The organism is Streptomyces sp. NPDC059828 (assembly GCF_042731955.1).
Classification (GTDB): Bacteria; Actinomycetota; Actinomycetes; order Streptomycetales; family Streptomycetaceae; genus Streptomyces.
This window is the reverse complement of sequence record NZ_JBHWIW010000073.1, coordinates 1-21955: the sequence shown is the minus strand read 5'-3', so window position 1 is coordinate 21955 and position 21955 is coordinate 1. Positions and strand designations below refer to the sequence as shown.

Annotated in this window: 23 protein-coding genes; 8 read left to right on the top strand and 15 right to left on the bottom strand. The window is 70.9% G+C overall.

Annotated features, from left to right (window positions below; all coding sequences use genetic code 11):
- The 8 genes from ACFV6V_RS29605 to ACFV6V_RS29570 form a co-directional block, all read right to left on the bottom strand.
- Nucleotides 1-146, bottom strand: a 146-nt coding sequence (locus ACFV6V_RS29605; RefSeq protein ID WP_385570910.1) for an adenylyl-sulfate kinase, incomplete at its 3' end; no start/stop codon positions are given.
- Entirely contained in the window at nt 146-847 is a 702-nt protein-coding gene (locus ACFV6V_RS29600) for a phosphoadenylyl-sulfate reductase (protein ID WP_385570908.1), read from the bottom strand. The genes ACFV6V_RS29600 and ACFV6V_RS29605, both read right to left, overlap by 1 nt.
- A complete protein-coding gene (locus tag ACFV6V_RS29595; RefSeq protein WP_361290575.1) occupies nt 844-1023 on the bottom strand; it encodes a hypothetical protein in 180 nt (59 codons plus the stop codon). Before ACFV6V_RS29595 ends, ACFV6V_RS29600 begins: the two co-directional genes overlap by 4 nt.
- Nucleotides 1020-2717 carry a nitrite/sulfite reductase gene (locus ACFV6V_RS29590; RefSeq protein ID WP_385570907.1) on the bottom strand — a complete coding sequence of 566 codons (1698 nt, stop codon included), beginning with the start codon at nt 2715-2717 and terminating at the stop codon, nt 1020-1022. Before ACFV6V_RS29590 ends, ACFV6V_RS29595 begins: the two co-directional genes overlap by 4 nt.
- 125 nt (nt 2718-2842) lie before the next feature.
- Nucleotides 2843-2926 (bottom strand): putative leader peptide, encoded by an 84-nt coding sequence (locus tag ACFV6V_RS29585; protein ID WP_361290638.1) that lies wholly within the window; start codon nt 2924-2926, stop codon nt 2843-2845.
- Between the two features lie 146 nt (nt 2927-3072).
- Complete coding sequence (locus tag ACFV6V_RS29580; RefSeq protein ID WP_385570906.1) at nt 3073-3645, bottom strand: GNAT family N-acetyltransferase; 573 nt, start codon at nt 3643-3645, stop codon at nt 3073-3075.
- Between the two features lie 45 nt (nt 3646-3690).
- On the bottom strand, nt 3691-4986 hold the full coding sequence (locus ACFV6V_RS29575) for a GAF domain-containing protein (RefSeq protein ID WP_385570905.1): 1296 nt from the start codon (nt 4984-4986) through the stop codon (nt 3691-3693).
- Between the two features lie 226 nt (nt 4987-5212).
- The gene (locus ACFV6V_RS29570) at nt 5213-6889 is read right to left on the bottom strand and encodes an acyl-CoA dehydrogenase family protein (protein ID WP_385570904.1); all 1677 of its coding nucleotides are present in this window, start codon (nt 6887-6889) and stop codon (nt 5213-5215) included.
- Between the two features lie 17 nt (nt 6890-6906).
- Here ACFV6V_RS29570 and ACFV6V_RS29565 point away from each other — a divergent pair, with 17 nt between their 5' ends.
- The 4 genes from ACFV6V_RS29565 to ACFV6V_RS29550 all read left to right on the top strand — a co-directional run bounded on the left by ACFV6V_RS29565 (nt 6907) and on the right by ACFV6V_RS29550 (nt 10510).
- Complete coding sequence (locus ACFV6V_RS29565; protein ID WP_385570903.1) at nt 6907-8190, top strand: YihY/virulence factor BrkB family protein; 1284 nt, start codon at nt 6907-6909, stop codon at nt 8188-8190.
- Nucleotides 8191-8328: 138 nt separating this feature from the next.
- On the top strand, nt 8329-9027 hold the full coding sequence (locus tag ACFV6V_RS29560) for a response regulator transcription factor (protein ID WP_385570902.1): 699 nt from the start codon (nt 8329-8331) through the stop codon (nt 9025-9027).
- Nucleotides 9024-10133 carry a sensor histidine kinase gene (locus ACFV6V_RS29555; protein ID WP_385570901.1) on the top strand — a complete coding sequence of 370 codons (1110 nt, stop codon included), beginning with the start codon at nt 9024-9026 and terminating at the stop codon, nt 10131-10133. Before ACFV6V_RS29560 ends, ACFV6V_RS29555 begins: the two co-directional genes overlap by 4 nt.
- 95 nt (nt 10134-10228) lie before the next feature.
- A complete protein-coding gene (locus ACFV6V_RS29550) occupies nt 10229-10510 on the top strand; it encodes a hypothetical protein (RefSeq protein WP_385570900.1) in 282 nt (93 codons plus the stop codon).
- Here ACFV6V_RS29550 and ACFV6V_RS29545 read toward each other — a convergent pair.
- The 3 genes from ACFV6V_RS29545 to ACFV6V_RS29535 all read right to left on the bottom strand — a co-directional run bounded on the left by ACFV6V_RS29545 (nt 10485) and on the right by ACFV6V_RS29535 (nt 13480).
- Nucleotides 10485-11048: a cupin domain-containing protein gene (locus ACFV6V_RS29545; RefSeq protein ID WP_385570899.1), complete on the bottom strand. Its 564-nt coding sequence runs from the start codon at nt 11046-11048 to the stop codon at nt 10485-10487. The genes ACFV6V_RS29550 and ACFV6V_RS29545 overlap by 26 nt on opposite strands.
- Nucleotides 11045-12268, bottom strand: a complete 1224-nt coding sequence (locus ACFV6V_RS29540; RefSeq protein WP_385570898.1) for a cytochrome P450 — start codon at nt 12266-12268, stop codon at nt 11045-11047. Before ACFV6V_RS29540 ends, ACFV6V_RS29545 begins: the two co-directional genes overlap by 4 nt.
- Nucleotides 12269-12376: 108 nt before the next feature.
- Nucleotides 12377-13480, bottom strand: a complete 1104-nt coding sequence (locus ACFV6V_RS29535) for a type III polyketide synthase (RefSeq protein ID WP_385570897.1) — start codon at nt 13478-13480, stop codon at nt 12377-12379.
- A 257-nt stretch (nt 13481-13737) separates the two neighbouring features.
- On the opposite strand from ACFV6V_RS29535, the gene ACFV6V_RS29530 reads away from it, so the two are divergent.
- The gene (locus ACFV6V_RS29530; protein ID WP_385570909.1) at nt 13738-14979 is read left to right on the top strand and encodes a cytochrome P450; all 1242 of its coding nucleotides are present in this window, start codon (nt 13738-13740) and stop codon (nt 14977-14979) included.
- A 7-nt stretch (nt 14980-14986) separates the two neighbouring features.
- Nucleotides 14987-15325, top strand: a complete 339-nt coding sequence (locus ACFV6V_RS29525) for an acyl-CoA carboxylase subunit epsilon (protein ID WP_385570896.1) — start codon at nt 14987-14989, stop codon at nt 15323-15325.
- 18 nt (nt 15326-15343) lie between these two features.
- On the opposite strand, the gene ACFV6V_RS29520 is transcribed toward ACFV6V_RS29525, so the two are convergent.
- Nucleotides 15344-16237, bottom strand: a complete 894-nt coding sequence (locus ACFV6V_RS29520) for a hypothetical protein (RefSeq protein ID WP_385570895.1) — start codon at nt 16235-16237, stop codon at nt 15344-15346.
- Nucleotides 16234-17259, bottom strand: coding sequence for an SPFH domain-containing protein (locus ACFV6V_RS29515; protein WP_385570894.1), 1026 nt, complete (start codon nt 17257-17259; stop codon nt 16234-16236). Before ACFV6V_RS29515 ends, ACFV6V_RS29520 begins: the two co-directional genes overlap by 4 nt.
- Nucleotides 17260-17391: 132 nt before the next feature.
- Between ACFV6V_RS29515 and ACFV6V_RS29510 the strand changes: the two genes are divergently transcribed.
- Nucleotides 17392-17766, top strand: coding sequence for a DUF488 domain-containing protein (locus ACFV6V_RS29510; RefSeq protein ID WP_385570893.1), 375 nt, complete (start codon nt 17392-17394; stop codon nt 17764-17766).
- A 12-nt stretch (nt 17767-17778) separates the two neighbouring features.
- Here the strand turns inward: ACFV6V_RS29510 and ACFV6V_RS29505 are convergent, their stop codons facing one another.
- Nucleotides 17779-18582, bottom strand: coding sequence for a VOC family protein (locus ACFV6V_RS29505; RefSeq protein ID WP_385570892.1), 804 nt, complete (start codon nt 18580-18582; stop codon nt 17779-17781).
- A 310-nt stretch (nt 18583-18892) separates the two neighbouring features.
- Entirely contained in the window at nt 18893-20275 is a 1383-nt protein-coding gene (locus tag ACFV6V_RS29500) for a hypothetical protein (protein ID WP_385570891.1), read from the bottom strand.
- 464 nt (nt 20276-20739) lie between these two features.
- On the opposite strand from ACFV6V_RS29500, the gene rsgA reads away from it, so the two are divergent.
- Complete coding sequence (gene rsgA, locus ACFV6V_RS29495) at nt 20740-21849, top strand: ribosome small subunit-dependent GTPase A (RefSeq protein WP_385570890.1); 1110 nt, start codon at nt 20740-20742, stop codon at nt 21847-21849.
- Nucleotides 21850-21955 lie beyond the last annotated feature (106 nt).

The following is a 21955-nucleotide window of genomic DNA, read 5'->3' as shown; positions in this document are numbered from 1 at the left end:
TGCCCCTCGGCCCGCAGCCTGCCCGCCAGCGCATACGCGATCGTCGTCTTGCCCGCACTCGGCAACCCGGTCAGCCAGATGGTGGCCCCAGTCACGTGCTTCTCCCGGTGATTGAGGGTCAGTTCCTCGTCGGTGGTGGTCGTCATCAGCCGTGCAGCCCGCACTCGGTCTTGCCGCGGCCCGCCCAGCGTCCGGCCCGGGCGTCCTCGCCCTCCAGCACCCTGCGGGTGCAGGGGGCGCAGCCCACGGAGGCGTAACCGTCCATCAGCAGCGGGTTGGTGAGCACCCCGTGCTCGGCGACATAGGCGTCCACGTCGTCCTGGGTCCAGCGGGCGATGGGCGAGACCTTGACCTTGCGGCGCTTCTCGTCCCAGCCGACGACCGGGGTGTTCGCCCGGGTCGGGGACTCGTCGCGGCGCAGGCCCGTCGCCCAGGCGTCGTACCCGGCCAGGCCCTCTTCCAGCGGCTTGACCTTGCGCAGCGCACAGCACAGATCGGGGTCGCGGTCGTGCAGCTTCGGCCCGTACTCGGCATCCTGCTCGGCCACCGTGCGGAGCGGGGTGAGGGTGATGACATTGACGTCCATCACGGCGGCCACGGCGTCCCGGGTGCCGATGGTCTCCTCGAAGTGGTAGCCGGTGTCCAGGAAGACCACATCGACCCCGGGCCTGGCGCGCGCGGCGAGATGGGCGACGACCGCGTCCTCCATGGAGGAGGTGACGCAGAAGCGGGGCCCGAAGGTCTCGGCCGCCCAGGCAAGGATCTCCAGGGCGGAGGCGTCTTCGAGGTCCCGGCCCGCCTGCTCGGCGAGGGACTGGAGCTCTTGTTCGGTCTGGACCGCCGTCATATCCCTTCCCCTCCGGCGTGATCGTGCTGTACGCCCCGTGCCAGCAGCCCGAGGAACTTCAGCTGGAAGGCACGGTTGCAGGCCGCGCACTCCCAGGCACCGTGGCCCTGCTCGCTGGGACGCAGGTCCTCGTCGCCGCAGTAGGGGCAGTAGAAGGGGGCAGCGCGCTCACTCATGAGAGCGCCTCCTCGCTGGCCCGCGCCGCCCACGTGGCGAAGCGCTCGCCGTCCTCGCGCTCCTCCTGGAAGCGGTTCAGGACACGCTCGACGTAGTCGGGCAGCTCGGCCGAAGTGACCTTGAGCCCGCGGACCTTGCGGCCGAATCCGGCCTCCAGGCCCAGCGCACCGCCCAGGTGCACCTGGAAGCCCTCGACCTGGTTGCCGTCGTCGTCCAGCACCAGCTGACCCTTGAGACCGATGTCCGCCACCTGGATACGCGCACAGGCGTTCGGGCAGCCGTTGATGTTGATGGTGATCGGCACGTCGAAGTCGGGGATGCGGCGCTCGAGTTCGTCGATCAGCGAGGCACCGCGCGCCTTGGTGTCGACGATCGCCAGCTTGCAGAACTCGATACCGGTGCAGGCCATCGTGCCGCGTCGGAACGGGGAGGGGTTGACCCGCAGGTCCAGCGCCTCCAGGCCGGCCACCAGCGACTCGACCTGCGGCTCCGTCACGTCGAGGACCAGCATCTTCTGCTCGGCGGTGGTGCGCAGTCGGCCCGAGCCGTGCCGCTCGGCCAGCTCGGCGATCTTGGTGAGTGTGGTGCCGTCGACCCGGCCGACGCGCGGCGCGAACCCGACGTAGTAACGGCCGTCCTGCTGGCGGTGCACACCCACGTGGTCACGCCACTGCTGCACGGGCTGCTCGGGGGCAGGTCCGTCGACCAGCTGCCGCTTGAGGTACTCGTCCTCCAGCACCTGGCGGAACCTCGCCGCGCCCCAGTCGGCGACCAGGAACTTCAGCCGGGCGCGGGTGCGCAGTCGGCGGTATCCGTAGTCACGGAAGATCGAGATGACGCCCTCGTACACATCCGGGACCTCGTCCAGTGGCACCCAGGCGCCCAGTCGCACACCGAGCTTGGGGTTGGTGGACAGGCCGCCGCCGACCCACAGGTCGAAACCGGGGCCGTGCTCGGGATGGTTCACCCCGACGAAGGCGATGTCGTTGATCTCGTGGGCCACGTCGAGCAGCGGGGAGCCGGAGATCGCGGACTTGAACTTGCGGGGCAGGTTCGAGAAGTCCTTGTTGCCGATGATGCGGCGCTGGATCTCGTCGATGGCGGGGGTGCCGTCGATGATCTCGTCCTCGGCGATGCCCGCGACGGGCGAACCGAGGATGACCCGCGGGGTGTCGCCGCAGGCCTCGGTGGTGGACAGGCCGACGGCCTCCAGCCGGTTCCAGATCTCGGGCACGTCCTCGATCCGGATCCAGTGGTACTGGACGTTCTGCCGGTCGGTGATGTCGGCGGTGCCGCGGGCGAACTCCTCGGAGATCTCACCGATGACCCGCAGCTGCTCGGTGGTCAGCCGCCCGCCGTCGATACGGACGCGCAGCATGAAGTACTCGTCGTCCAGCTCCTCAGGCTCCAGGATCGCGGTCTTGCCGCCGTCGATCCCGGGCTTGCGCTGGGTGTAGAGACCCCACCAGCGCATCCGGCCGCGCAGGTCGTTGGGGTCGATGGAGTCGAATCCGGCCTTCGAGTAGATCGTCTCAATGCGTGTCCGCACATTGAGACCGTCGTCGTCCTTCTTGAACTGCTCGTTGCCGTTCAGCGGTGTGAAGTGACCAACGGCCCACTGTCCCTCGCCGCGGTGGCGACCAGCCTTGCGGCGGGGCGTGGCGGTGGCGGGCTTCTCGGGGGTGGCGGCCATGACGATACGTCCTTCGGTACTGCGGGAGGGCGGCTCTGACCTGCGCGCGGGCAACACCGATCAGAGGGTGTGGCGCAGCGCTGCGCGGGATGGGGATATCTCGGGATCGCGGTGGGGCTGTGCTGTCAGCGCACCGGACACATGGCGCTGGACATGCGGCCGAGGTCGACGTGCCGCCGACTCACCAAGGCAATTCCAGCTCGAGACATGACGGAAGCGTGGCACGCCAGTTTGGACCCAGTCCACCGACATCCAGAATATGGACAACACTGTCCCGCATCGCGAGACAGTGTGCCCCGGGTCACCCTATGGGCCCTCGTCCACCCCGGGTCGAGCCGCCCTGCCGGGCCCCTCCTCAACCACTCAGGGCGGCACCGGGCCACGGCCCCGGCATCTCAGCCTCGGGTTCCTCCGCGGTCTTGGTCTCGAACAGCGAGAAGCCCCGGCGCAGGTAGTTGTCCATCGCGTGCGGGCCGTCCTCGGAGCAGGTGTGCAGCCAGACCCGCTTCGTGGGCTCGAGGCCCGGCCAGCGTTCCACCAGGTCCCAGGCGCGCGCGGTGCCGTACGACAGCAGGTGACCACCGATCCGCCGCCCGCGGAAGGCGGGGATCAGCCCGAAGTAGACGATCTCGACAACGCCCTCGCCCTGGGCCTCCAGCTCGACGTACCCGGCGGGCGTCCCCTTCTCGTACGCCACCCAGGTCTCGACGCCAGGCCTGCGGAGCATCGCGTCCCACTGCGCGTAGGACAGGCCGAGCCGGTCCGTCCAGCGGATGTCCCCGCCGACCGCGGTGTAGAGGAACCGGCTGAACTCGGGGGACGGCACCTCCGCCCGGACGATCCGCACATCGTCCCCGGGCTCGGCGGCCGGGCGCAGATCGTCCGGCGAGGTCTGCTCCAGGGACCAGGTGGTCACAGTGATGCTCATGACCGCCAGGGAACCATGTCCCCGGCCGCCTTCCAAACACACGGCCTAAGGATCCGGCGACTGCCGCTCCCCGGCGATCGCGGGCGCCGACGAGTGCGGCAGCAGGTCGGCCGGATGCTCAGGTCGCACCACTTCCACCTCCACACCCTCGCTGAACCGGTACGGGCGGTGCGCCAGCACCCCCGACAGGGTCCGGCGCACCCGTGACATCTCGGCGCGCACCGTCACCGTACGTGTCGGGTCGCCGAACACATCGGCGGCGAGCTCCGCCGCCGTCCGCCCCTGCCGGTGGGTGGCCAGCACGTACAGCAGCTCGGCGTGGCGCGGGCTGAGCTCCTGGGACCAGCTCCCCGCGGGGCCACTGACCTCGACCGACCAGCGGCGGGGGCGGCTGAGGTCGAGCACGACCCGGCTCACCGTCTCCTCGCCGCCCCCGGGCCCGGCCGCGTCGGGCCGTACCAGCCAGCCGCCCGGCAGCGGCTCCACGGTGCACACGCCGAGCGACGGCAGCCACACCCGCCCGGCCTGGAACGACTTCGGCAGCGGCAGCCGGTCCAGGGGCGCCATACCGGTCACCGCCGCCGTCCAGCCGTGCGGGTCCACGGCCAGGGCCTGGCCGGACAGCCGGCACAGCATCGGCGCCGCCACCGAACGCAGCCGCTCGATGGTCCGCAGATGCCGCTCCCTGAGCTCCGCCTCGGCCAGCCGGGTCACCGAGTCCACCAGAGCGAGCGTCGCGGGATGGAAGGTGGAGGCGGGACCACTCACATCGACGATGCCCAGCAACCGGCCGTCACGGGGGTCGTGCACCGGCGCCGCCGCACAGGTCCAGTTGTGCAGGGTCTGTACGAAGTGCTCGGCGGAGTGGACCTGCACGGCGCGCCGTGCGGCGAGCGCGGTGCCGATGGCGTTGGTACCCGTGGCGTCCTCACTCCAGGCGGCGCCCTCCTCCAGACAGATGGCGTCGGCCCGGCGGATCACGCCCGCGTTGCCCGCCCGCCAGAGCACCCGGCCCTGCGCGTCGGTCACCACCATGATCTGCACGGACGCGTCGGCGATCGCGACCAGACCGCCGCTCAGGGTCTGCATCACCTCGCCGATCACCGTCGCCCGCCGCCGGTGCTCCAGCTCGTCCGGAGCGAGCAGCACACTGCTGGTGTCCCGGTCGGGGTCGAGACCGATCCGGAACATCCGCCGCCAGGACGCGTCGATCACCGGACGGGGCGAGACCGGCGGGCGCCGGCCGTCCAGGATCGCGGCGCGCACCTGATGGAGCAGCCGGGTCGCGTGCACTGAGTCCATGGCGGCGAGCCGTGTGATGTCGAGAGCCGAATTCCGCATTCCCCACCCCCTTCGGGGTCCGTCCCTTCGGGGTCCATCGTGCCGCTCGCGACCCTCCCCGGAGGGGCGCTTCGCATATCTTGCGCAACTGTCTGCAACCGTCTGCAACTCTGGTGCACAGCAGCCCCATGCATGAAGGTGACGTGAGCAGAGGGTGGTGCCGTGTCGGCGCAGCACCACCCTCGGCTTCCGGGCGCACGTACGCCCGGGTGGTTCGGAGCCTGGTTCAGAGCTGGACCCGTGCCCGTTCCACCACCGACGCCAGGTCCAGACCGTGCGGCAGCGTGCCGAACGCCGCACCCCAGTCCCCGCCCAGCCGCGAGGCGCAGAACGCGTCCGCCACCTCCGGCGGAGCCCAGCGCACCAGCAGTGCGCCCTGGAGGACCAGCGCCATCCGCTCCACCAGCCGCCGCGCCCGCACCTCCGCCGTCTCCAGATCGGCCAGCTCGATCAGCATTCCTCTGATCGCCGCGTCCAGCCGGTGGTCCGCTCCCCGCGCCTGCCCGATCTCCCGCAGATACGCGTCCAGCGCCCCGGGCTCCCTGCGCAGCGCCCGCAGCACATCCAGCGCCTGGACATTGCCGGAGCCCTCCCAGATCGAGTTGACCGGGGACTCGCGCAGCAGCCGGGGCATACCGGACTCCTCCACATAGCCGTTGCCGCCCAGGCACTCCAGGGCCTCCGCCGTGAGCGGAGTGCAGCGCTTGGTCACCCAGTACTTGGCGGCGGGCACCGCGATCCTCAGCAGCGCGCGCTCGGCCTCGCTCCCGGCGGCGGAGGTCTCGACGGCGTCGGCGGCTGCCGCGAGCCGCATCCCCAGGGCTGTCGCGGCCTCCGACTCGAGGGCCAGATCGGCCAGCACATTGCGCATCAGCGGCTTGTCGATCAGCTTCCCGCCGAAGGCGCTGCGATACGCGCAGTGGTGCACGGCCTGCGCCACCGCCTGCCGCATCAGCGCCGCCGAGCCGATGACACAGTCCAGCCGGGTCGCCGCGACCATGTCGATGATGGTGCGCACCCCGCGGCCCTCGTCGCCGACCCGCCGCGCCCATGTCCCGTCGAACTCGACCTCGGCCGACGCGTTCGACCGGTTGCCCAGCTTGTCCTTGAGCCGCTGGATACGGAACACGTTGCGCGAGCCGTCGTCCAGTACCCGGGGCACCAGGAAGCACGTCAGGCCCCCGGGCCCCTCGCGCTCCCCGGCCTGCGCGAGGACCAGGAATCCGTCACTCATCGGCGCCGAACAGAACCACTTGTGCCCGGTCAGCTCGTACGCGCCGTCCGCTGCCAGCGCCCGGGCCCTCGTGGTGTTCACCCGGACGTCGCTGCCGCCCTGCTTCTCCGTCATGGCCATCCCGAAGAGCACCCCGGGCTTCTCCTCGGCCGGGCGCAGCCCCGCCTCGTACGTCCGGGAGGTGAGCCGGGGCTCCCAGCGCGCGGCGAGCTCCGGATCGGCCCGCAGCGCGGGCACCGCCGCGTGCGTCATGGACACCGGGCAGCCGTGCCCGGCCTCGACCTGCGACCACACCAGGAAACCGGCCGCACGCCTTACGTGGCCGCCGGGCCGCCCCCAGGCGGCCGTCAGCCCCGAGGACACCGCCTTGCCCAGCAGCCGGTGCCAGGACGGATGGAACTCCACCTCGTCGATCCGGTTGCCGTAGCGGTCGTGGGTACGCAGCACCGGAGGGTTCTCGTTGGCCAGCGCACCCCATCGCTGTGCCTGGGACGAACCGGCCGTGCGACCCAGCAGCCGAAGATCCCGCCGCGCCTCGTCGAGCGGCTCGGACGGGAGGTGCGCGAGATGCCGTTCCACCGCCTCGGCAAGCGCGCGGTCCGCGGTGAAGACGTCGTACCCCACCAGGGGCGGAGCCTGGTTGGTCACGGTGTGGGTGCTGGTCGCCATGCCGATACGGTAAGGAGGTGCAGGCAGCAAACGAAACACCCGAGCGGCGCCCCTCAGGCCGTCTCCACCGGGTCCAGGTCCTCTACCGCAATGTCTCCAAGCGGAAGCTGGTCTGGTTGCTGCTCAAGGACACGGTGAACTCCTGCATCGAGTACCGCATCCTCGGTCTCGCCGCGGAGGCCGCGTTCTTCACCCTGCTGTCGCTGCCGCCGCTGATGCTGGGCATGCTCGGACTGCTCGGTTACGTCGACGACTGGACCGACACCACCACGGTGGCCTCGATCCAGGAGAACATCCTGCGCGCGTCGGGGACGGTGCTCTCCGACCGCGGGGTGACCCAGGTGGCCAAGCCGCTGCTGGAGGACGTCACCCGTGTGGGCCGCCCCGACGTGATCTCCATCGGCTTCGCGATCGCCCTGTGGTCCGGATCGCGGGCCGTGAACGTGTTCATCGACACCATCACCGTGATGTACGGCCTCGACGGGCAGCGCGGGATCGTCGCCACCCGGCTGCTCGCGTTCCTGCTCTACATCATCGCGCTGCTCATCGGCTCGGTGGTGCTGCCGCTCGCGGTGGTCGGACCGGACAGGGTGGTGGAGTTCGTGCCCTTCGGCACGGAAGTGGTCACCGTCCTGTACTGGCCGGTGGTGATCCTGCTCTCCATCGCGTTCCTCACCACCCTCTACCACGTGTCGGTGCCGGTGCGTTCGCCCTGGGTCGAGGACATCCCCGGCGCGCTCGTCGCCCTCACCATGTGGGCGCTCGGCAGCTTCCTGCTGAGGATCTACCTCACCAGCACCGTCGAGGGCCCCACCATCTACGGCTCCCTCGCCGCACCCATCGCCGTACTGCTCTGGATCGGCATCTCGGCGTTCGCCGTGCTGGTGGGAGCCGCGGTGAACGCCGCCATCGACCGCGTGTGGCCGTCGGCCGCGGCAGCCGCGGCCCGCGCGGCGAACGAGCGGGTGCGTGCGGCCCATGCCGCCGAACTGGTGGCCCGGGCCCAGGCGGCGGCAGCGGCGGAGCGCGAAGGCGCGGACGAGAGCGCCGATGACGACGAAGGCGAGGACGACGGCCTGGGTGACAACGACGGCGCCATGCCGTCGGAGTTCCCTGAACGCTGGTCGAGGTTCCTGCCGCCTGATGATGTGAAGTCCCGGTTGCACACCGGGTGGGAGCACCGGGACAAAGGAAAAAGCAGCAGCGGCAGCAGCAAGGACAACGGCAAGGACAACGGCAAGGAGACGGACAAGGCCGGGGAGAAGGCGGACGACACGGGCAGGGCCGGGGAAGGGGAATAGGCCGTCCCGGCCATGTCGCGGCCCGGTCTTCGTGCGACATGTCCAACCTGACGTCGGCGTCGTGCCCCCGGCTGACGTCATGGAACCGTAAGGGGTGCCGGTGTGCCCCGGCCGGGGCACCCGCCCCAGACTGGACCCATGCAGAACATCCTGGTCGTCGACGACGATCCGACCGTCGCCGAGGTCGTCACCGGCTACCTCGAGCGTGCGGGATTCGCCGTACGGCGGGCGGCCGACGGACCCGGAGCCCTGTTCGCGGCCGCGGAGCGCTGGCCGGACCTCGTCGTCCTGGACCTGATGCTGCCCGGCATGGACGGGCTGGAAGTGTGCCGCAGGCTCCGCGGCCGAGGCCCGGTGCCGGTGATCATGCTGACCGCACGCGGAGACGAGGACGATCGCATCCTGGGTCTGGAGATCGGCGCCGACGACTATGTGACCAAGCCGTTCAGCCCGCGCGAGCTGGTGCTGCGGGTCGAGTCCGTGCTGCGTCGCGGCGGTGCCGTGGCGTCCCGCGGCGAGGAACCGCTGCTCACCGGGGCGGGCATCACCCTGGACCACGCCGCCCGCCGCGCCACCAAGGACGGCCGGGAACTGGGCCTGACCCTGCGCGAGTTCGATCTGCTCGCCCATCTGATGCGGCACCCGGGGCAGGCGATCGGCCGGGAGCAGCTCATGCAGGACGTGTGGGGCTGGGAGTTCGGTGATCTGTCGACCGTCACGGTCCACGTCAGGCGGTTGCGCAGCAAGATCGAGGACGATCCGGCCCAGCCCCGGCTGATCCAGACGGTCTGGGGCGTCGGCTACCGCTTCGACGTACCCCTGGAGGAACGGGCATGAGTGACCTGCTGCTCATCGCGCTCTTCGCGTTCCTCGGCGCCGCCGTCGCCGGACTGGTCGGCGCGTGCGTGCTGCGGTTGCTCAGGCACCGCTCGGTCGCCGTGTCGCTGACCGTCGTCGCCGCGGTGACCGTGGTCGCGATGCTCGCCGGGACCCTCGCGGTCGCGCAGGCCATGTTCCTGTCGTCGCATGACCTGACCGTGGTCTCGACGGTGGTCGCGATGGCCGCCGTGGTGTCGCTCGCCACCGCGCTGCTACTGGGCCGCTGGGTGGTGGCCCGCAGCCGGGAACTGGCCCTCGCGGCCCGCTCGTTCGGGGACGCCGGCAGCTTCGCCGCGCCCGGTGGCGGCGCGACCGCCGAGCTTGAGGAGCTGAGCCGCGAACTCGCCGCGACCAGTCGGAAACTGGCCGCGTCCCGGGAACGGGAGCAGGCTCTGGAGACCTCGAGGCGTGAGCTGGTCGCGTGGATCTCGCACGATCTGCGCACCCCGCTCGCCGGGCTGCGTGCGATGTCGGAGGCGCTCGAGGACGGGGTCGTCAAGGACCCCGAGCGGTACTTCCGGCAGATCCGCACCGAGGTCGACCGGCTCAACGGGATGGTGGGGGACCTCTTCGAGCTCTCCCGGATCCACGCCGGGGCGCTGGGGCTCACACCGACCCGGATGTCGGTGTACGACCTCGTCGGCGAGGCCCTCGCCGGTGCCGACCCGCTGGCCCGTGAACAGGGGGTGCGACTGGTCGGGGATCGGGTCGAGGCCGTACCGGTGGAGGTGGACGGCAAGGAGATGACCCGCGTACTGGCCAATCTGCTGGTCAACGCCATCCGCAGGACACCGGCCGACGGGACGGTCGCGGTGGCCGCGGAGCGCCGCGAGGGCAGCGTGGTCCTCTCGGTGACCGACGGCTGCGGCGGTATCCCCGAGGAGGACCTGCCCAGGGTGTTCGACACCGGGTGGCGCGGCAGCGAGGCGAGAACACCTCCGGCGGGAGCGGGCCTGGGGCTCGCGATCGTCCGGGGCATCGTCGAGGCACATGAGGGCCGTGCCGACGTACGGAACGTGCTCGGCGGCTGCTGCTTCGAGGTGACCCTGCCGGCCGCGCGGTAGGGCACAGGTCTTCCGGGTGTCGGCGGGCGTTGTCAGTGGCATGGGGCAGGGTGGTCGGTGCGCTGACGCAATCATCCGAGAGGAGAGGCCGCCCGATGAGTGCCACCACCGTGATGACGTCCCGTGAAAGAGCTGCGGCCCAGGCGTATCTGCGTCTGCTCAGTGCCGTGCGCGCCGCACTCACCGACCCGCCTGTGCCACCCGTACCGCCGGGCCCTTGCGGTGCCGCGCCCCCGCCCCTCGCGCTCACGGCCCCCATGGCCGAGGCGGACCGGGCCCTCGCGGCGGCGGGCTTCGCGGGGAACGAGGCCGCGCTCTTCGACCTGGTGACGGGGCTTCACGGGCCGGGCGTCAGGCGTCGTGCCGCAGGGGCGTGAGCTGCTCGATGTCGTAGCGGGAGCGCAGCGCGGCGATCGCCTCGTGGTCGGGCGGGCCGCCCGAGTCGAGGATCTCCAGGAGTTCCTCGAAATAGCGCTCGTGGTCGGGTGGCGGGGAGGCCTGGAAGAACATCTTCGCCGGCCGGCCAGAGCGGTTGGCGAAGGCGTGCGGGCAGCCCGGTGGCACCACGATGACCGTGCCGGTCCCCGCGCGCACCGTGCGGCGGCCGGACGGCGACTCCCAGTGCCGCCAGTCGTCCCGCGTCCGGAGGCGGGGTTCGAAGGCGAGGACGTCCAGTTCGCCTTCGAGCACGTAGAAGAGCTCCTCGCTGCGGGTGTGCACATGGGCTCCGACGTCGAAACCCGGCGGCACCACGACCTCGAAGCTCGACGCCACCCGCGAGTGCTCACCGGTGACCTTGAACGTCACCTGCTGGGCGGCCGTGTTGAGCGTGCGGCCATGGCCCGTGGGCACCAGCAGACCGTCCGGGGACTCCGCGTAGTCGGCGTCGATGGACGCCCTGATGTGCGCGGTCACCAGGTCACCGGCAGTCTCTCGGGCCCGCGGATGGCGGCACCCGGCCGCCAGCCCAGCTCCTCGGCCGGGACCGCCAGCCGCAACGGCGGAAACCGGTCGAGCAGCGTGGAGACGAGCAGCTCCGCCTCCAGCCGGGCCAGCAGCCCGCCCAGGCAGTAGTGCGGGCCGTATCCGTAGGCCACATGCGGGTTCGGGCTGCGGTCGAGCACGATCTCCTCCGGGTCCGAGAAGACCTGCGGATCGCGGTTGGCGGCAAGATACGACACGTATACCGCCTCACCGGCCTTGATCTCGTGCCCCGCCACGGTCAGATCCTCCTTGGCGATCCGGGAGAGCCCGACGGCCTTGCGGTGCGGGACGTAGCGCAGGAGCTCGTCGATGGCCGTGGGCCGCAGCTCCGGTTCGGCCCGCAGCCGGGCCTGGTGCTCCGTCCGGGTGAGCAGGATGTAGAGCATGTTCCCGGTGTTGTGGGTGACGGCCTCGCCACCTATCTGTATCAGCAGGGCGAGACCGACCGCCTCCTTCTCGGTGATCTCGCCCTCCGAGACGGCCGAGGCGAGCAGGGCGGTCACATCGTCGCCGCCTGTGGCCCGGCGCCGCCGGAGCAGCTCGGTGTAGTACGCGCACATGCGGGTCTTCGCCTCCTCGCTGCGCTCGGCACCCTCGGCCGACGAAAGGATGAGGCTCGTCCACTCGTGCATGCGCGGGCGGTCGGGGTCCGGCACCCCCATCAGCTCGCACACCACGGCCAGCGGGAACGGTGCGAGGATCCGCTCCGTCAGATCGGCGGGCGGGCCGTCGGCCAGCACCCCGTCGACGAGTTCGTCGAGCATCGCCTGGGCGCTGTCCCGCAGCCGCTCCACGCCACGGGTGGTGAACGCCCCCGCCACGGCGCGGCGCAGCCGTGTGTGGTCCGGTGGGTCCTCGAATCCCACGGCCCCGGCCACGGGGATGAAGTGCGGAAGGAGCCGGGTGACGTCGTGCTCGGCGATCGCCCTTCGGCTGAAGCGCGGATCGTTCGTCACCATCCGCACATCCTCGTGACGCGTCGCCAGCCACGCCCAGCCCGTCCCGTTCGGGAGCCTGACCCGGGTCAGGGGCCCTTCCCGCATCAGATCGGTCAGCACCGGGTCGAAGTCCACGCCGGACAGGTCGTCGGCGGGCCAGAAGCGGACCGGCGGACGGGTGTCTTCGGTGGCGGTCGTCGTGTCTTCGCGCATCGTTCCGTTTCCTCCGCGGGGGCGAGGGAGCATCGCCGGCCGTGGCCGGGGCCTGGGGGAGTGCGAGGACCAGCGGCCGGTGGCCGTGGAGCAGAGACCGGCGAGCGGTCAGTACCCGTACGGGGCCTGGGTCTGGAGCCCCGGCGACGGCGGGGTGATCCCGTCCGGGATGCTCCAGCGGCCCAGCGTCATCTCCGCGGTGATACCGGGGCCGAAGCCGGCGAGGATGCCGCGTGCCGCGTCGGGGGTGCCGCCCTCCTCGAACATGCGTCGCAGGGCGTCCAGGACGACGGCGCTCGCGATGTTGCCGTACTCGGTGAGCGTCGCCCGGCTGAAGCGGAAGGCCTCCGGGTCCACCCCGAGGAACATGCTCAGGTCGTCCAGGATCCGGGGTCCGCCCGCGTGGATGATGTAGAAGTCCAGCGCGGTGACGTCCCAGCCGTGCTGCCCGGCCAGCTCCTTGAGGGCCGGGGCGAGTGGCTCCATCGTGCCGGGCACCCGCTTGTCCAGCTTGAAGTGGAAGCCGGTGGCGCGGACGTCGTAGGCGATCCAGTCCTCGGTGTGCGGGACCAGATACGCGCCGTTGCGCTCCAGGGTCACTCCGAGTCCGCCCTGACCGCGTACCACCGCGGCTGCGAGGCCGTCTCCGAAGAGGCCGTTGGACAGGAGGTTGCCGACGCTCACATCGGTGGGCTGGTAGCACAGTGAGCAGAACTCACAGGCGACGATGAGGGCGTTGGCCTCAGGGTAGGCGGTGCAGAAGTCGTGGGCCCGGTTGATCGCGGCACCGCCGGCGGCGCAACCGAGCTGTGCTATGGGAACTTGTCGCACATCTGTGCGGAAGTCCATCGTGTTGATCAGCCACGCGGTGAGCGACGGCATCATGAAGCCGGTGCACGACACGAAGATGATCACGTCTATGTCCGACGCGTGGAGTTCGGCGTCCGTCAGTGCCTGCCGTATGACGGCCGGCACCCGCGCCTTGGCCTCGGACTCGTAGTACGCGTTGCGTTCCTCGAAGCCGGGATGCCGCAACGTTTCCTCGATCGGCCGCAGCAGATGACGTTTCTCCACCCCCGTGTTCTGGATCAGGCGTAGCGCCAGCGGGAGTTCCGGGTGGTCCGCGTGAACGGACCGCGCCAGATCAAGGGTCTGCTCCATGGTGATCACGTGCTCGGGCACGGACACCGCGGGTTTACACAGAGTGGCCATGATGTGCTGCCCTTCTCTCACCTTTCCTCCAAAAGGATCAGCGACGAGATGCCGTCGCGCGCGCCGGGGAATCCCCCGCCAGTTGCGCTGAACGGGTGATCCGGGGGCGTGTCCGGGCCGATGTGCGTGCAATCGGGAAGGGATGGGGTCCTGGCGGGGGCGCTTTCGGCTCACTGCATGTGGACCGCTTTGCGCGCGCGTTCACAAACTGGGAGATGAACTCCATGACGCCACAACCGCAGACGGTGGCCGGAGCCATGACCGGCTCCGAAGGCTGTCCCCTCACCGCCGCGGGGGCGCGGCAGGAGGAGACGGTCCATGAATGGACCCTGGAGGACTTCCGGGCCCTGGAATTCGACCCGTTCCTCACCGGGCTGCTCCGGGACGAGCCGGTCGCCCGTATCCGGCTGCCGTTCGGGGCGGGCGCCGCCTGGCTCACCACCCGCTACGAGGACGTGAAGCAGGCGTCATCGGACCCCCGGCTGAGCCGGACCGCCCTGGTGGACCACGAGGTCACCAGCGGTTCGCCGCACGCGATCGCGGCCAAGCACGCGGCACTCAACTACGCCGATCCGCCCAGACTGACCACCCTGCGCAGGGTCGTCGCACGCGCCTTCACCGGCAGGAGCATGCAGCGGCTGCGGCCCGTGGCCCAGCGGACCGCCGACCGTCTGCTCGACGAGATGGAACGGCACGGGCCCCCCGCGGACCTGATGGCGCATCTGCACGGCCCCTTCCCGCTTTCGGTCGTCTGCGATCTGCTCGGGGTACCGGAGGAGGAGCGGGCCCAGATGACCTCCTGGGCGGACGTCATCATGACCCCGAGGCCGGCCCCCGCCCGCAGCAAGGAGGCCCAGCGCACGGTGCGTGATGTGGTCGTCGGCCTCATCGAGCGACGCGGTGCCGAGCCTGCCGGCGATCTGGCCGGAGTCCTCGCCTCCGCGGTGGACGGCGGTGAGATCACCGTCGACGAGGCGGTCTCGCTGGCCACGGCCATCCTGGTGAGCGGTGCCCACGCGGTACGCAACAACAGCGCGAACATGGTGTACGCGCTGCTCACCCATCCGGAGCAGCTCGCCAGGCTGCGCGCCGCCCCGGGGCTGCTCCCGCAGGCCGTCGACGAGCTGCTGCGCTGGATCCCGCACCGCAACGGCGTCGGCATCCCCCGCATCGCGACCGAGGATCTGGAGATCGGCGGCGTACGGATCCGGCGCGGCGAGGCGGTCTACTCGTCGTACCTCGCCGCGAACCGCGACCCGGCGGCCTTCGGCGCCCCGGACGCGCTCGACATCGACCGGGGACCCAGCGCCCATCTGTCCTTCGGATACGGGCCGCACCACTGCGTCGGGGCGATGCTGGCCCGGATGGAGTCCGAGATCGTGATCGGCACGCTGATGGAGCGTTACCCGCGGCTCGCCCTCGCGGTGCCGCCCGAGCAGATGACCTGGCAGAAGGGCGGGCTGATCCGGGGACCCGAGAGCCTTCCGGTGAGCTGGTGAGGCAGCCATGAACGGCGAGATGAACGGCGGGTTGAAGGGCGAGATGAACGGTGAAGTGACCGAGGGGCTGCACGATGACGTGACCGCCGCCCAGGACGCCGATGCGGCGTCCGGAGATGTGGACATACGGATCGTGCACGGAACCCCCGACGAGACCGAGCTCGCGGCCCTGATGGCGGTGCTCACCCTGGTGGCGGGCCATCGCGGCACGGCCGGCACCGGCGCACGCGGCCACCTTTCCTGCCGGGCGCACTGGGACCGCACCTGGGGCGGCGGTCTGCACCCCTGCGGCTCCTGGCGGGTGCGGGACCGGACGGTGACGGCCTTCGACCCCGGCAGCCGCTGACCGAGGCGACGCGGTGGGTCAGACAAGCAGCCGGAGCGAGGTGTCCGACACCCCGAGCCGTACCGTCTGACCCCAGGTCAGCTCGATGGCGTCGGACTCCATCCCGTCGCCGAAGGCGACCAGCCGGTCGGACTCCACGGTGAGTGCCAGCCTTTCCGCGGCGGCGAGAGTGCCCTCCACCAGGGACGTCCCCGTGGCGGGCGAGGGCCAGGCCTCCCGTACGTACCAGACCAGCCGGCGCTCGGACGGCCCGGGCAGCGGGCTGCTGCCGCCCCGCTCCAGCCACAGTGAGCGCAGCCAGCCGGTGGCGCCCGTGCCGGTGCCGACCAGCACCCCGGAGGAGGCCTGGGCCTCCGCCCCGTCCCGGAGCCCGAGGTGGTAGCGGGAGGTCTGGTGCCCGGGCCGGCCGAGATAGATCTCGTTGAGCGCGACGATGCGCTGGGTGTCGTCGGCGACGGCCTCCACCATCGTCAGCTCGTCCGTGGTGCCGCCGCCCTGGGACGCGGCGGCCCGCAGCAGGCGCCCGGCATCGCCGGGCCGGTGCCGTACGAGGACACCCGGATTGCGTCCGGGGTCGGTGTCGATGCCCACGACGGGCTGGCCCGCGAGGTACTTCGCGGTGTTGGCGACCAGGCCATCCTGGCCGACCACGACCACCACGTCCTGCGGCGCGAACAGAAAGCGGTCCAGGTCAGCCCGCTCCACCCGGGTCTGACGCCAGCGCAGCGGCACGGCGGCCGCGACATCGCGCAGGGCGCGGCCGGTGCGCTGGTGCCGTTCGAAGACCTCCGCGACGCTCCGGCCGCGCGAGGACAGGAAGAACTCCGCCTGGCCGTGGGTGCCGTGCCGGGCGAGCAGTTCCTCGTACTCGGTGGTGCGGTACACCAGCACCGCGCGCGGGGCGAGACTCACCGCTCCACCGTGCCCTGACCGCCCTGACCGCTGCCGCCGAGCCTGGCGAGCAGACCGGTGAGGACATCGGGCGAGAGGGTGATGCTGTCCACGCGGGGCAGGTTCTCGGCGAGACGGGTGACGGCAAGCGCCCGCAGGGTCTCGGGCCCGGTCTCGGAGTGCACCCGCAGCCATGCCGCCTGCGCCGCCGCACGCGCCTCGCCCGTCTCGCGGGCCGCCGTCGCCTCGGCCTGCGCCAGCCGCACCCGGCGGGCCGCTTCCGCCGCGGCGCGTACGGCGTCGGCGGCAGCGTTCTCCTCGGCCTCGCGCCGGGCGTTGGCGCCCTTCTGTTCCACCAGCTGCTCTTCCCTGCGGGCCAGCTCGATCTTGCTGGCGAGTTCGTTCTCCGCGATGGCCCGTTCACGTTCCACGGCGACGGCTCGTCGTTCGTAGGTGGCGCGGTCGGCCTCCTGCTGGATCTGCTCACGTGCCGGGGTGCGCAGGGCCCGCTCCACCTCGGGTTCGGGGCGCAGCGCGATCACCCGTACGGCGACGACCTCAAGTCCGGTCGCGGCCAGCCGCGGCTCCGTGCCGAGCCCTTGCGAGATCCGCTCGCGTACGGCCGTGACGCCGTCGGCGAGGGCGGCCGAGAGCGGGGTGCGGGCGAGTATGTCCAGTGCGTGCTGCTGCGCGGTCTCGGTGAGCAGGGTGGCGATCTGCTCCAGCGGGGCGCCCCGCCAGGCGCCGGTGTCCGGGTCGATGGAGAAGTCCAGCCGGGTGGCGGCGGTGGCCGGGTCGCTGATCCGGTAGGTGACCGTGGACTGCACCGCGACATCCTGGAAGTCCGAAGTCCTGGCGTGGAACGTCATGGCCAACTCGCGGTCGTCCACCGGGATCTCGGAGAGCGCGGCGGTCAGCGCGCGGTACCAGAAGCTGAGTCCGGGCCCGTCGTGGGCCAGTTTGCCGCTGCTGTGGTGGCGTACGTGAGCAGTGGGCGCGCAGCGCAGATGGCGCCAGCCGAGACGCCGGGTGATGTCGGCCATGAGCGGGACCCCTCGCGGTCGTTCGTTTATCGTCGAGATGACGATATTGGGATTCCTGATTATCGTCAAGGCGACGAGATGGGGGAGTGTGCCGAGCTTGCACACAGGCGTCGGCCGCATCAGGCTGGCGGGATGGACGAGATCACCGTGCGCAGGGTCTACGACGCTCCGGAGCCGGACGACGGCATCCGCGTCCTGGTCGACCGGCTCTGGCCCAGAGGTGTGTCCAAGGAGCGGGCCGCCGTCGACGAATGGCTCAAGGAGGTCGCTCCGTCCAACGAGTTGCGCACCTGGTACCACAAGGACGCGTCCCGCTATCCGGAGTTCGACTCCCGCTATCGGCAGGAGCTCGACGAGGGAGCGGCGGCCGAGGCCCTGGACCGACTGCTGGAGTTGGCCGGCGGCGGGCCGGTCACGCTGGTCACCTCGGTGAAGAACATCGAGGGCAGCCATGTGCCCACGCTGGTCGACCTGCTGGAACGCGATGCGCGGCAGCGGGACCGGTAGGAGCCCCGGGCCTCACTCCGACGGCTGCTGTTCCCCGGATGTGAGGTGGAACAGTCCGCCCTCGGGGTCCCGCAGCGTCGCCGTCCGCCCGAGCGGCGTGTCCTCGGGCGCGGAGACCACGGTGCCGCCCGCGGCCCGCGCCCGCTCGACCACGGCGTCCACATCGGAGCGGCAGAAGTGCACATGCCACTGCGGGCGCACCGTCGGGTCCTGCGCCTGTGTCGCCCCGCTCCCGTAGATTCCGGCCACCGTCTGGCCGTCAGCGCGCAGCATCACCCGGTCGTGCTCGTACCGCACATCGATGCGGTCGGGGGCCCACGAGTCCCATTCGAACACCCCGCCGTAGAACAGAGCGGCGGCGAACGGGTCCCTGGTACGCAGCTCCAGCCAGGCCACGGCGTTCGTCCGGCGCCCCGCGTGCCAGCCCGTGTCGACATGCCCCTCCCAGACGCAGAACAGGGCATCGCCCGGGTCGGCCGCCCAGATGCTGCGCCCCCTGCCGAAGGCGATCGGCCCCACCGCGACCGTGCCGCCCCGCTCCCTGATACGCGAGGCCACGGTATCCGCGCTGTCCGCGGCGAAGTGGGCCGTCCAGACCGTCGGCAGCTTCACGCCCATGGTCCGTGTCGACTCCACCAGGCCGGCCACCGGGAGTCCGTTCGCCAGAGCGACGGAGTACTCCCCCTGCCCCTGCACACCGGGCTTGAACTCCCAGCCGAGCACCGAGCCGTAGAACGCCTGTGCGGCCGCGATGTCCTGGGTCCGCAGGCTCACCCAGCAGGGCGTGCCCTGAAGCCCACGCGGTGTGGTCGCCAAGGCCGCTCACCTCACTCCGGGCACCCCGGCACGGGTATCCACTCCCTCACACCTTTCAACACATTCAGAGCCCTCGCCACCGCAGCCGGTCCTCATGCCGCGTGGCCGCAGCGGAGAGCACCGCCCCCCAGACCGACGCCATCGCCCGCTGCCGTTGATCGCCCACGACCTCCGTGCGGCAGGGCGCATCGCACACCTGGACCGGAAGTCCGCTGCCGAGGGCACCGAAGGACTGACGTTCTCCGTCACCATCTGAAGCCCGCACCCCCGGCAGAGCCCGCATCCAGGCGGCTCTGCCGGGGGTGGACGGTCAGCCGAAGCAGTTGGGCACCGAGGTGGGTGCGCAGTTGGTCGGTGCGTTGTCGGTGATGCGGACCCGGCCGTTGGTGGTGACGGTGCCGGAGCTGTGGATGCCGCCCGCGGGTGCGTTGGCGATGTTGCGGGTCACCTCGACATCGGTGAGCGCCAGGCTGCTGCCTGGGGCATTGAGGACGCCGCCGCCGAAGCCGGTGAGTGCCTGGTTCTCGTTGATCTGGCTGCGACGGACGGTCATGTCGCCGACGATCACCACGGTGCCGCCGCCGAGATTGGCGGAGTTTCCGGTGACCCTGCTGTCTGCGATCGCCAGCTGGCCCTGGCCCTGAATGCCACCGGCCTGGTTGGCGGTGTTCTCGCTGACGGAGCTCCGCCAGAGATACGCGGGACCGTTGACGATGGCCAGGCCACCGCCGATGCCGGTGGCGGGGTTGTGCTGGATGGTGCTCTTGTCGATGTCCAGCAGTGTGGAGCCGGAGAGGATGCCGCCGCCGTTCGATCCGGTGTTGTGCTCGATCAGGCTCTTGCTGATCGTCACGGACCCTCCGGCGGAGTTGAGTCCGCCTCCTGAGCCCGACGCGTTCCGATTCAGCCTGGACGCGGTGACGGTCAGCCTGCCGTTCGCGTTGAAGACGGCGCCACCGCCTCCTCCCGCGTAGTTCTTGCCGAGGTCGCTGGCGCGCAGGTCGGCGATCCCCTGGTTGCCGACGGCTCCGCCATTGGCGGCGATGTTGTCGGTGAGGGTGACATGGGAGGTGGTGAGTCGGCCGGCTGGGTCGACGTTGATGGCGCCGCCGTCGCCGCTTTCGACTTTGCCGCGGGTGAGGGTCAGGTCGCGGAGCTTGAGGTTACCGCCCGCCCCGACGTGGAAGATGCGGAATTCGTCGGCGTTGGCGGCGCGGGTGATGGTGGCCCCGTTGCCGTTGATGATGACGGGCTGGAAGATCTGGGGCAGACCGCTGCCGCCCTGGTCGGCGGGGAGAGTGTAGGTGCACTTCTCCGCCAGGCTGAGTTTTCCGCCGCCGTTGTTGTTCGCCTCGGTGACCGCCTCGATCAGGGCGTCCGGATCGCAGGGGACCTCTTCGCGGTAGTCCTCATCGCTACCGCTACCGCTGTTCCGGCCGGGACTGCCCACGTGCCCGGCCGCTCGGTGGCTGCTCTTCTCGTAGCGGACTCCCTGACCGGTCAGGGAGACGGGGATCTGCTGTGGTGTCCCGGCATCGGCCGGGGCGGCGGAGGCGGGCTGTCCCATGAGCAGCGTGGAGCCGCCGGTCACGGTGGTGAGGCCGGCCAGCGCCACCGCCGCCAGCTTTGAGCGCCGCTTGGCAACCGATGCGTTCAGGCGGGGCGGTTGCGCCGCGGCAGGTGATTCGGGCATCGCGCAGGCTTCCTCTTCCTCCAAGGTGACGCATCGTCACAGGCCGACTCGCAGGGCGGGAGAGGAAACATATAAACATACATATAGTGGCAAACCGGTCAAGCGGCCTGTCCGGGTGTGTTCCGTCCTCACGGGGTGACGGCAGGGTAGAGGGTGCCATGGGTCCGGTGCCTGCGAGCGGCCTGCTCCCCCGAAGCACCGGGCGAACCCAGTGCCCCGGAACGGCCTTCTAAATCGGTGGCATTCACGTAGGGGCCGGTCTAGGCTGAGCGCCAGTTCAGGTGGTGGCTGCTGAGTCACCGCCGTTGGCTGACCGAGGAACGGGAGGTGTGACCGATGGCTGTCTCCGTGGTGGGCGTTGCCCGCAACCAGAAGAGCATCCACTCCACCTCCGTGGCCTCCGGCTGACCTCTCCCACAGCGCAGACCTGCGCCGAGCCGGGGCCGCCCTTTGAAGGGTTCCCCTTGAATCTCTCCTCTTTTTCGGCTCCTTCGGCTTCGTCTCACCCCCTCGCCCCGTTCGGCTGGGACGACGCCTGGGCCGCGGAGTTCGCTCCGCATCTCGCACAGGGCCTGGTGCCCGGCCGGGTCGTACGGGTCGACCGCGGGCAGTGCGATGTCGTCACCGCGGACGGAGTCGTCCGGGCCGACACCTCCTTCGTGACCCCGCACGACCCGCTGCGGGTGATCTGCACCGGCGACTGGGCCGCGGTGGACGCGGACGGTATGCCGCGATACGTGCGCGCCTATCTGACGCGGCGTACGTCGCTCGTGCGCTCCACGTCCTCCCAGCGCTCCGAGGGCCAGATCCTCGCAGCCAACGTCGACCACGCGATCATCGCCGTGTCGCTCGCGGTCGAGCTCGATCTCGGGCGGATCGAGCGCTTTCTCTCCCTGGCCTGGGAGAGCGGCGCCCAGCCGATCGTCGTCCTGACCAAGGCGGACCTGGTCCCGGACGAGACCACACGGTCGTACCTCGTGGCCGACGTCGAGACCACCGCGCCGGGCGTGACGGTAGTGGCCGTCAGTGCGCTGACCGGCGAGGGCATGGACGTGCTCTCGGCCGTCGTCGCCAGCGGTACGAGCGTGCTGCTCGGTGTCTCGGGCGCGGGCAAGTCCACCCTGGCGAACATGCTCATCGGCGAGGACGTCATGACGGTGCAGGCGGCCCGCGACGTGGACGGCAAGGGCCGTCACACCACGACCACCCGCAACCTCCTCGTCCTGCCCGGCGGCGGTGTGCTCATCGATACACCCGGGCTGAGGGGGGTCGGTCTCTGGGACGCGGGTGCGGGTGTCGGCCAGACCTTCTCCGAGATCGAGGACCTGGCCGAGGACTGCCGCTTCCAGGACTGCGCCCATGAGGCGGAGCCGGGTTGTGCCGTGCACGCCGCGATCGAGGACGGGCGGCTCCCGCAGCGCCGTCTGGAGAGCTACCGCAAGCTCATGCGGGAGAACCAGCGCATCATCGCCAAGACCGACGCCCGGCTGCGGGCCGAGATCCGGCGCGACTGGAAGATGAAAGGTGCGGAAGGCCGCGCGGCCATGCAGGCCAAGCGGGGCTACCTGCGCTGAGCCGTAGGGCCGTGGTGGGGGGGGGGGGCCGGCCGCCCCCCCCCCCCGCCGGGGGTGGGGGGATCCGGTCAGGAGTGCGGCGGCGTCAGCCGACGCAGCCGGGTAC